Source organism: Gordonia sp. ALPHA1B1, assembly GCF_005502615.1.
Taxonomy (GTDB): domain Bacteria; phylum Actinomycetota; class Actinomycetes; order Mycobacteriales; family Mycobacteriaceae; genus Gordonia; species Gordonia hongkongensis.
Window position 1 is genome coordinate 93,008 of the sequence record NZ_SCOC01000016.1, and the last position, 9,818, is coordinate 102,825.

The following is a 9,818-nucleotide window of genomic DNA, read 5'->3' on the forward strand; positions in this document are numbered from 1 at the left end:
TCGTCGCTCCGCTCCTCGCCGGCTCAGCCGGCGGGGAACACTCGGCTCGTCGCTCCGCTCCTCGCCGGCTCAGCCGGCGGGGCGCTGGACGCTCTTGCCGGCCATCGCCGGGATGATCGTCAGCGAAGGCAGACCGATCACCAGATGCACGATCGCGGTCTCGATGCCCACCGAGATCTGGTTGTAGGTCAGGATCGGGATCAGCACGGCCGCCACCAGCAGCAGGCCGACGATCCACCGGTAGAACTGATCGGGTGACGGCGTGACCAGGTGCAGCACGTACCAGAGCGCACCCGCGGCAAGCGCGCACAGGAAGCCGACGACGCCGAACCAGAGCTCGCTGGCGGCGACCGGGTTCCACACGCCGAACTTGCCCGACTCGTTCACCTTCTCCACGAATGCGGAGATGATCCAGGCGACGAGCCATGCCGCGAGACCGGTCACCACGCCGGTCATGACCACACCGCCGGCGAACGTGACGGGATTGATGTCCGGGCCACGACGGGGCTTGGCGGGCTGGCCCGGCCGGCCGTAGGCGCCCTGGCCCCCGTACGGATCTCCCGCATAGGGATCGGCGGCGTACGGATCGCGCGCATAGGGGTCGTTCTGGCTGCTGTAGGCACGCGACTCGGGTGTGTAACCGGACTCGTAGCGCGCGGTCCGCGGGTCGCGGGGATCCTGGTAGCTCATGGCGTTCTCCTCCCCGACCGGTCGTGAAAGCCGATGGTCGGATCTGGTGTCGGTCGGATCTGGTGTCAGGGCCCTGGCATGCTCACGGCACGAGGACGGCGGCGGTCGGCGTGATTGGCAGTCTACTGCGGCACCCGGCCGTTTATGCTGAGCCGCATGGCCTATCCGCGGGAGAACCTGGCGTCGGGGGAACGCGTCGTACTCCATCGGCACCCGCACTGGAAATGCCTGCTCGGGCCGTTCCTGTTGTTCGGGCTCCTCACCGCCGCCGCCGGCGTACTCCTCGGCGTCATCACGTCGTCGGGGTTGCGGTCGACACCGCAGACCGTGCTGCTCATCGCGGTCGCGGCGGTCTGGGCCATCGGCTTCTGCTGGTACTTCGTCCGCCCGCTGATGTCCTGGAAGACAACGCATTTCGTGCTCACCGACCGGCGGGTGATGTTCCGCAACGGAATCATCACCCGGTCGGGCATCGACATCCCGATCCGCCGGATCAACACCGTCGAGTTCCGGCACGGCCTCGTCGACCGGATGCTGCGCACCGGCACGCTGGTCATCGAGTCGGCCTCCGACGAACCGCTGTCCTTCGACGACATCCCGCAGGTGGAGAGGGTGCACGCGCTGCTGTACCACGAGGTGCTCGACGTCCACGACGACGAAGATCATCCGTGGGACGGACACCGGCGCGATTCCCACGACCAGCCCGCCGACGGTCCCGTGCACCCCGGTGACCGGGCGGAGAACCGGGGGGTCCGCGACCGATGACGACCGTGCTGCTCGCCGAGGACGACGCCGCGATCGCCGAACCGCTCGCGCGGGCGCTGTCGCGTGAGGGTTACGGCTGCGAGGTGGTCTCGACCGGGGCGGATGCCCTGGAGAAAGCCCTCGACACCCGCTATGAACTGCTCATCCTCGACCTCGGGCTACCGGTGCTCGACGGTCTGGAGGTGTGCCGGCGGGTACGGGCCCAGCGACCCGCGCTCGCGGTGCTGATGCTGACCGCACGCACCGACGAGGTGGATTTCGTGGTCGGCCTCGACGCCGGCGCCGACGACTACGTCGGCAAGCCGTTCCGCCTGGCCGAGCTGCTGGCGCGGGTGCGTGCCCTCCTGCGGCGTCGCCAGCCCGGCGACGTCGTCCTCGAGGGCGGTGCCCTACGCCTGGACGCGCGGGCACGCCGCGTCCTGGTGAACGGACACGACCTCACCCTGGCCAACCGCGAGTTCGACCTGCTGCGCTTCCTCATGGAACGCGCGGGCGAGGTGGTGACGCGCGAGGAGATCCTCACCGAGGTGTGGGGTTCGGCCGACCTGCGGTCGTCGAAGACCCTGGACATGCACATCTCGTGGCTGCGCCGGAAGATCGGCGACGACCGCCACGACCGTCCCCGCCACATCGTGACCGTGCGCGGCGTCGGATTCCGGTTCGACCCCTAGTCGTCTCATGCGCCGTCGCCTGCTCACGACCATGATCGCCGTCCTGCTGGCGGTCGGTGGGCTGCTGGGCATCCCGCTGAGTGTCGTCGCGTGGTGGTGGGTCGCCGACAACGCGCATCAGGACCTCGACAATCGGCTGAAGGTCATCGCAGACCAGCTGATCCGGCAGGAGGGGGCCGACGGCCGGATCCCGCCGGAGTCCCTCGACCGTGAGGCGTTCCAGCTGCTGCTGCCGCCGAACGGCAGCCTGATCGTCACCTTCCCCGACCTCACCGGCACCCTGCAGCGCACGGTGGTCGGGGCGGACATCAGCGAGCCCCGGCTCTCGGAGTCCATCGCGCTCGGCGCAGCCGGGACGCTGACCCTGTCCATCCCGCGCGACGAGGTGCGCAACGACCAGTTCACCGCCGCCTCGATCGTGGCCGTCATCGTCGTCGCGTCCGTCATCGGCGGCACGCTCGTCGCCGCGGTCACCGCGGGTCGGATCGTCGATCCGCTGACCGATCTCGCCGATCGGGCCGCGACCATGGGCCGGGGCGACTTCCGGACCCAGTGGAAGATGTACGGCATCGCCGAACTCGATCGGGTGTCGCGTGCACTGGCCGACGCGAACGCCGAACTCGCCCTACGCCTCGAGCGCGAGCGAGAGGTCGCCGGTGACGCCTCCCACCAGTTGCGCAGCCGCCTCACCGCGATCCAGCTGCGCCTGGAGGAACTCTCCCTGCACGATGACCCCGCGGTCGTCACCGAGGCCGAGGCCGCCCTCGATCAGATCGAGCGGCTCTCCGCCGAACTCGACGAGCTGGTCGAGGCGTCCCGGGCCGACGAACCCGCGCCCGAGTTCGTCGACGTGTCGGACATGCTGACGACGCTGGTCGGGGATTTCCGGCACGCCTTCGAGGCGAGGGGCCGCGAACTGCTGGCGACCTTCGACGGCGTCCCGCACGCGCTGACCGCGAACCCGGGTCGTCTCCGGGAGGCGGTCAGTGTGCTGGTCGACAACGCCCTGCAGCACGGCCGCGGGACCTGCCGGATCCACGTCGGCACCCTGCCCGCGGGCGATCTGGTGCGCATCACCGTCGCCGACGAGGGTGACGGGGTCGCCGACGAGATCGCCGCACACATCTTCCGTCGGGGTTTCTCGGCCGGGCGACGGCCCGGCGCGGGCCGGAGCGGGGTCGGCCTGTCACTCGCGCGGGCATTGATCGAATCCGACGGTGGCCGACTCGAACTGACCGTCCGGCGACCGCCGGTGTTCGCGATCGTCGTGCCCGCGCGGCTGGTCACCGGACGCGATCAGCTCGGCACCGACCGGGGCGACTCCGAACTCGCCGACGAGATCGACGAGAACTCCGGCCGGTCCCCGCGATCGGGCGTCAGGCGTGACCGAGTTCCTCATCGTTGAGCTCGGCGAGCGAGGGGTGCAGGTCGGTCGATCCGGCGTCCCCGCCGCGCAACTGTTCTTCGGGGAAGGCGAACTTGCGCAGTGCCCAGAACCGGAACGCCATCTGCATGAGGTTGCCGATGATGTAGCCGAGCACGAAGTCGATGACCACGATCTCGGACACGCTCAGGTTGGAGCGCATGTCGAAGATGTTGTTGGCGACGAACAGTGGAGCGGCCTGGAGGATGACGCCGATACCGCTGATGGCGAAGAACAGCATCGCCTCGTGGTGACGTTCGCGGCCGCCGCGGTTCTTGAACGCCCACTCGCGATTGAGGATGTAGCTCAGGATGGTGGCCAGGACGCCGGCAATGACCTTGGCGATGACCGGCTTGGTCTCCAGGACCGTGAGGCTCAGGCTGTAGAAGATGGCGAGGTCGAAGACGAAGGTGGTCCCGCCGACCATCGCGAACTTGATCAGTTCGTGGTGCCGCATCACGAGCCGACGGACCGGCGCTGGGAGGCGGGCGATCATCTCGTCGATCAATGGCACAAGATCCGAGTGTACGAAACGAAACCGCCGGGACACGTGCCGGGCGGTTGTGCGAATGATGCCGCATACATGCCACGATGGTGCGCGTGAATTCACGCGAGCAGGTCGGCGGGGCCGTGTCCCCGTCGTCGCAGGTGCCGCCGGTCCCTGAATCGGGGCGCCCGGGCGGCCGGGCGTCGGGGATGCCGACCGTGACGATGATCGGCGGCGGCCAACTCGCTCGGATGACCCACCAGGCCGCCATCGCCCTGGGCCAGTGCCTGCGGGTACTGGCGGCCTCGGAATCCGATCCGGCCGCCCAGGTGAGCGCCGACATCGTCCTGGGGTCGCACGACGACCTCGACGATCTGCGGCGCGCCGCGTCCGGGTCGGTCGCGGTGACCTTCGACCACGAGGGCGTCCCGCTGGCGCACCTGCAGGCACTCGAAGCCGACGGCGTCGCGGTGCTGCCGCCGTCGAAGGCGCTGCATTTCGCGCAGGACAAGCTCGCCATGCGGGTCCGGCTGGCCGAGCTCGGACTGCCCGTGCCCGACTTCGCCGACCTGTCCGGGGACCGGGCCGCGGCCCGGTCTCGTCTGATCGAGTTCGGCGAGGCCAACGACTGGGCCATCGTCGTCAAGGCGGTCCGCGGCGGTTACGACGGCCGCGGGGTGTGGCTCGTCGACGGCGCGGACGACGCTCTCGCGGTCTTCGACGAGTACCCCGACGACGCACCGGCGCTGCTCGCCGAACAGAAGGTGCCGATGCGACGAGAGTTGTCGGCGATGATCGCGCGGTCGCCGTTCGGTCAGGGTGGGGCGTGGCCGGTGGTCGAGACCATCCAGCGCCACGGGCAGTGCGCGGTCGTCCTGGCACCGGCTCCCGGGCTCGACGACGAGGTCGCCGCGCAGGCACAGCAGATGGCGTTGCGGCTGGCCGACGAGCTCGGTGTGGTCGGTGTGATGGCGATGGAACTCTTCGAGACCGTCGACGGCGAGCTGGTCGTCAACGAGCTGGCGATGCGTCCGCACAACAGCGGGCACTGGACGATGGACGGCGCGGTGACCTCGCAGTTCGAGCAGCACCTGCGCGCCGTCCTCGACTATCCGTTGGGCAGCACGGCACCGAGTGCGCCGGTGACGGTGATGGCCAACATCCTCGGCGCGGCGGACGCACCGGCGATGTCGATGGACGAGCGGCTGCACCACCTCATGGCCCGGATGCCCGAGGCCAAGGTGCATCTCTACGGCAAGGGCGAGCGGCCCGATCGCAAGATCGGGCATGTGAACATCGTCGGGCGCGAAGGGGATTCGCCGGAGTCGGTACGGGAGCGTGCCGAACGCGCGGCCCAGTGGATGTCGCGGGCGACGTGGACCGACGGATGGGATGAACATTCATGAGTGAGACGCACGGCCCGCGGGTGGGCCTGATCATGGGCAGTGATTCGGACTGGCCGACGATGAAGGCGGCCGCCGAGGCCCTCGCCGAGTTCGACGTGCCGTTCCAGGTGGGCGTCGTCTCGGCTCACCGCACACCGCAGCGCATGCTCGACTACGCGGCAGGGGCGGCGGGCCACGGCATCGAGGTGATCATCGCGGGAGCCGGTGGCGCCGCGCATCTTCCGGGCATGGTCGCGTCGGCGACCCCGCTGCCGGTGATCGGGGTACCGGTCCCGTTGCGGCATCTCGACGGACTGGATTCGCTGCTGTCGATCGTGCAGATGCCCGCCGGGGTCCCGGTGGCCACGGTGTCGGTCGGCGGCGCCCGCAACGCCGGGCTGCTCGCGGTCCGCATCCTCGCCGCCGCCGACGCCGACCTGCGCGCCCGGATGGTCGAATTCCAGCAGGGGCTCGAACAGATGGTTCTCGACAAGGACGCGGCACTCCAGCAGGAACTGCTGGGGGAGTAGCACTTCCGCCGATCAGATCGTCGGCTGCAGGCCGAGCTTCGCGGTGAAGAAGTCGATGACCCGATCGTAGGCCTCGCGGGTCGGTTGCCCTGGCTCGTCGCGGAGGTCCTCGGTGAGCACCGAATGTGGCCGCGGCAGCATCGAATCCGGGTTCGCGGACTCGTCGGGTAGCTCGATGCCGATGAAGGCGTCGCCGAGGATCTCCCGGAGATACGCGAATCGGGCTCCCGGCACCAGACGGTCGCCCTGGAAACGCAGACCCATCACCTCGAGGCCGCGTGCGCACCGCGCCTGCACCAGAGCGAGATCCGACTCGCTCACGTCGATGGCCCGCGCGCGTCCCGGCAACACCGCGAACGGCAGTGAGGGCTGGGACAGCACCGGGGCGAGCATCCGCTCGTCGGTGGCCATCGCGAGTGCGAACCCGCCGGTGAAACACATCCCGACGGCACCGACCCCGGGGCCGCCGCACCGGTCGTGTTCGCGGGCGGCCAACGCCCGCAGCCACGACGCGACCGGTGACGTCTTGCCGGTGGCCAGGATCGTGAACTCGCGGGTGATGCAGGCCCGGGCGATGGTGCCGAGCATGTTCGTCGCCGAGCCGACCGCGCCGAGGTTGTCCGGGCGAGGATCACGGCCGTCGACGCCGAACAGCGACGGCAGCACCGCGGTGGCGCCCGCCCCGGCCACCCGGCGCGCGACGTCGGCGACCTTGGGGCTGATCCCCGGCATCTCGGCGATGACGATGACGGCGGGACCACTGCCGAGGCGATGCACCCGGCGGGTGGTCCCGTACAGGGTCACGTCCTCGGCGACGAAGTCGTCGAGCGGGTCGTCGGCCATCAGATCACGCCGCGTGCAGTGTGCCGAGGAGCGCGGAGTCGAAGAGTCGCGCCGGGATGCGGGCACCCTGGGCGATGTCCGGCGAGTCCGACGGCACCACCCGCGGACCGGTCACCCGGTAGTGCCGGTTCTTGCGGATCAGGCCGAAGGTCCCGGCGGCCTGCACGTTTCGGACCCAATCGGTGTGCCGCCCGTACGTGAGGATGATGGTGAGACGATCGCCGTCGACCCACGCCATCACCGGGATGGAGTAGTGCCTGCCGGACTTGCGTCCGACGTGCTCGACCATCGCGTACGGAGCCAGTCTGGGCGCCCATTGTCGCTGGATGGGGTTGGTCACTCGCTTGTTCAGCCGGGCCACCGCGCGGGGGATTCGCATGTCCCCACTGTGCCCGATCGGCGGCGTGCCCGCGGGGTTCACGACAGGATCAGGGTGGCCTTTTCCATCTCGGCGATCGCCGCGAGCCGTTCCGGTGAGGCCGCGGAGACGTGGACGAGGCTGCCGCCCGCCAGCAGAGGTGCCAGGAGGTGAGCGATCACCCGGTCGCCGGAGTACCACGGCCGGGTGGACACCACGCGGGCGCCCGGTCCGATTCCCTCGCGCTCAGCCGTCGCCCGGGCGTCGTCGAGCACCTCGCCGATGGGGGCGCCCTCCAGGGTGGCCGATGCAGGGTACCGAGACGAGAACTGATCGCCGTGGACGCGGACGACGCTGCCGTAGTCGCCGACGCCGGGCGGCAGATCGCGCAGCGGCAACGCGAACGGATCGAGCGAGGCGACCACGACCTCGTCGACGTCGGGATAACTGTCGAGGCGGTCGCGGCTGGTGAACACGACCATCGGGTCTTCGGTGGAGTCGAAGTGCACCTCGGCGCCCGCCCAGAGCGCGCCCAGCAGGATGCCGGCCGTCTGCCAGTGCTCCGGGAGATCGACCGCGACGACATCGCCCTCGGCGACCCCGATCTCGTCGCGTAGGTAGTTCGCGGTCTTGGCCGCCCAGTTGCCGAGGGTCGCCGCCGAGAGCTCGGTGCGCTCGCCGGTCGCGTCGTCGTAGTAGGTCAGCAGCGGACGCGAATGATCGGCGACCGCGGCGAAGGTCGCGTCGGTGAGAGTGTTCGGAGTCAGTTCACGCACATGGGCCCCTCGTTGCCCGCGGTGATCGGCGGGCGCTTGTTGCCGACGCGCTCGCTCGCCGGGGTGTTGTCGGTCTGGTCGCCGGTGTCGCTGATCGAGCCCGGACCGGCGTAGGTGTTGGTGAGCACCACCTTCAACTGATCGTCGCCGAGGGCGGGATCGTCGACGACCTGGGCGCCGCCGAGATCCTTGGCGAGGAGCCGAGCGGCGTCGCTCTCCTCCTTGGCGTACACGATCGAGTCCTTCGTGTCGGCCTTGCCGCTGGAGGTGGCTCCGACCCGGAAACCCTTGTTGGTCAGGATGTTCGCGACGTTCGAGGCGAGCCCGTCGATGGTGCCGGCGTTGACCACGTCGACCGTGTAGTCGCCGCGCTGGATGCCCTGCGTCTGCTTCGGTGCCAGCAGGTCACCGGTGAAGGCCTGGACCTCGCGCGGGTCCACCTGGACGACGCTCTGCTGACCGTCCTCGCTCCAGCCCTGCTCGGTCACGATCGGGATGGTCGCGAACTTCACCCGGCCGCCGCTGAGGTCCTTCAACTGTTCGGCGAACCGGATGATGTCCCAGTCGTCGTCGATGACCACCGACCGCGACACCGCGTCCTGCAGCTCCGACAGCTTGCCCGGATCTGTCAGGGTGTTCGCCGAGATGATCTTCTGCGTCAGCGACGCCATGAACGCCTGCTGACGGGTGATGCGGTCGAGATCGCCGCGGGGGAGGCCGTGGCGCTGGCGCACGAAGCTGAGCGCCTTGGGCCCGTCGAGAGTCTGACGGCCGGCGCGGAACCGCGCGCCCGTGAAGGGATCCCGGACCGCGTTGTTCAAGCAGACGTCGATGCCGCCGGCCGCGTTCGTCAGCAGCACGAACCCCAGCAGGCCCACCTCCGCGTAGTGGTCGACCTGCACGCCGGTCAGGTTGGCGACGGTGTCCACCAACGCCTTCCGGCCCGCCAGGGTGCCCTCGGACTCGGCCTCGCCCTCCGACTTGCCGTCGGTGACCGCTTGCGCGCGAACGGTTTCGCGCGTCGTGCCGTAGGCGGCGTTGATCTTGCTCATCCCGACACCGGGTACGTCGACATACGAGTCGCGGGGGATCGAGATCGCGGTCGCCGACGAGCCGTCGTCGGGGATGCGGATCAGCAGGATGGTGTCGGTGTTGGTCGCGACCTCGTCGCCCGACCGCAGGAGTCGGAGTTCCTCCGGCGACAGCGGATTGCCCTTGGCGTCGGTCCGCGAATCGGTGCCCACGAGGAGGATGTCGACGGCCCCGTCTTCGACGCCACCGCCGAGATCGAGTCCGCCGAGCTGGGTGATGCGGGTCTGCAGGTCCGACATCGTGTTCCAGGCGTATCCGGTGCACAACAGCACCGCCACCGAGGCGACCGCGATGAGCGCACGACCCCAGCCGGCCCCCGGGGTCCGGGCACCTTTGCGTCGGCTGTCCGCCGGCGGCTTCGACGGTGGTTCCGGTGTCGACGACGTCGCCGCCGTGCGTCGGTCGCCGGACTTCGGTCCGGTCTGCTTCGGTCCGGCCGATTTCGGTCCAATCTGCTTGGGTCCGGTCTGCTTGGGTCCGGTCGGCTTCGGGTCGGTGGACTGACGTGCGGTCGGCTTCCGCGGGCTCGTCTTGGGGTCGCCCGGCTTCTGCTCGGACGTCCGCTTAGCGGCCGGGGCCGGGCGGGTGTGGATCTCGCCGGAGGTGCGTCGGACGGGCCGCGGCTCGCCGGGGCGGCGCTGCCGGGTAGGGGTGGGTTCCACGGCTTCTGGCGTGGCTCGTCGACCGCCGGGGGCGCGACGTTCGGAGTTGCGGGTGTCGGCGGCCGGCCGACGCCGGGGGTCGCGGGGGTCGCGTGGATCGGCAGCTCGACGTCGCGGGTCCGGCGGGGGCTGGCGT

11 protein-coding genes are annotated in these 9,818 nt (G+C 69.9%); 5 read left to right on the forward strand and 6 right to left on the reverse strand.

What is annotated here, in order from left to right; translation table 11 throughout:
- Nucleotides 1-69 precede the first annotated feature (69 nt).
- Complete coding sequence (locus FFS52_RS13005; RefSeq protein WP_055475047.1) at nt 70-690, reverse strand: hypothetical protein; 621 nt, start codon at nt 688-690, stop codon at nt 70-72.
- Between the two features lie 144 nt (nt 691-834).
- On the opposite strand from FFS52_RS13005, the gene FFS52_RS13010 reads away from it, so the two are divergent.
- Genes FFS52_RS13010 through FFS52_RS13020 form a run of 3 tightly spaced genes read left to right on the forward strand, consistent with a single transcriptional unit; the run spans nt 835 to nt 3,531 of the window.
- Complete coding sequence (locus tag FFS52_RS13010) at nt 835-1,455, forward strand: PH domain-containing protein (RefSeq protein ID WP_055475046.1); 621 nt, start codon at nt 835-837, stop codon at nt 1,453-1,455.
- Nucleotides 1,452-2,126 carry a response regulator transcription factor gene (locus tag FFS52_RS13015; RefSeq protein WP_004572230.1) on the forward strand — a complete coding sequence of 225 codons (675 nt, stop codon included), beginning with the start codon at nt 1,452-1,454 and terminating at the stop codon, nt 2,124-2,126. The genes FFS52_RS13010 and FFS52_RS13015 overlap by 4 nt, the downstream gene beginning before the upstream one ends.
- Nucleotides 2,127-2,133: 7 nt before the next feature.
- Nucleotides 2,134-3,531 (forward strand): HAMP domain-containing sensor histidine kinase, encoded by a 1,398-nt coding sequence (locus FFS52_RS13020; RefSeq protein WP_055475045.1) that lies wholly within the window; start codon nt 2,134-2,136, stop codon nt 3,529-3,531.
- On the opposite strand, the gene FFS52_RS13025 is transcribed toward FFS52_RS13020, so the two are convergent.
- The gene (locus tag FFS52_RS13025; protein ID WP_197282748.1) at nt 3,503-4,063 is read right to left on the reverse strand and encodes a GtrA family protein; all 561 of its coding nucleotides are present in this window, start codon (nt 4,061-4,063) and stop codon (nt 3,503-3,505) included. The two genes, FFS52_RS13020 and FFS52_RS13025, sit on opposite strands and share 29 nt — an antisense overlap.
- Before the next feature lie 77 nt (nt 4,064-4,140).
- On the opposite strand from FFS52_RS13025, the gene FFS52_RS13030 reads away from it, so the two are divergent.
- Together FFS52_RS13030 and purE are read left to right on the forward strand one after the other, a co-directional pair.
- Complete coding sequence (locus tag FFS52_RS13030; protein ID WP_055475044.1) at nt 4,141-5,442, forward strand: 5-(carboxyamino)imidazole ribonucleotide synthase; 1,302 nt, start codon at nt 4,141-4,143, stop codon at nt 5,440-5,442.
- Entirely contained in the window at nt 5,439-5,951 is a 513-nt protein-coding gene (gene purE / locus FFS52_RS13035; RefSeq protein WP_055475043.1) for a 5-(carboxyamino)imidazole ribonucleotide mutase, read from the forward strand. Before FFS52_RS13030 ends, purE begins: the two co-directional genes overlap by 4 nt.
- 12 nt (nt 5,952-5,963) lie before the next feature.
- Here purE and FFS52_RS13040 read toward each other — a convergent pair whose 3' ends face one another.
- From FFS52_RS13040 to FFS52_RS13055, 4 genes are all read right to left on the reverse strand, one after another.
- On the reverse strand, nt 5,964-6,794 hold the full coding sequence (locus FFS52_RS13040; protein ID WP_055475042.1) for a dienelactone hydrolase family protein: 831 nt from the start codon (nt 6,792-6,794) through the stop codon (nt 5,964-5,966).
- A gap of 4 nt (nt 6,795-6,798) precedes the next feature.
- Nucleotides 6,799-7,173, reverse strand: a complete 375-nt coding sequence (locus tag FFS52_RS13045) for a nitroreductase family deazaflavin-dependent oxidoreductase (RefSeq protein WP_137809922.1) — start codon at nt 7,171-7,173, stop codon at nt 6,799-6,801.
- A 38-nt stretch (nt 7,174-7,211) separates the two neighbouring features.
- Nucleotides 7,212-7,928 (reverse strand): TIGR03089 family protein, encoded by a 717-nt coding sequence (locus tag FFS52_RS13050; protein WP_137809923.1) that lies wholly within the window; start codon nt 7,926-7,928, stop codon nt 7,212-7,214.
- The coding region (locus FFS52_RS13055) for an LCP family protein (protein WP_249358708.1) at nt 7,916-9,818 on the reverse strand (1,903 nt) is incomplete at its 5' end. The genes FFS52_RS13050 and FFS52_RS13055, both read right to left, overlap by 13 nt.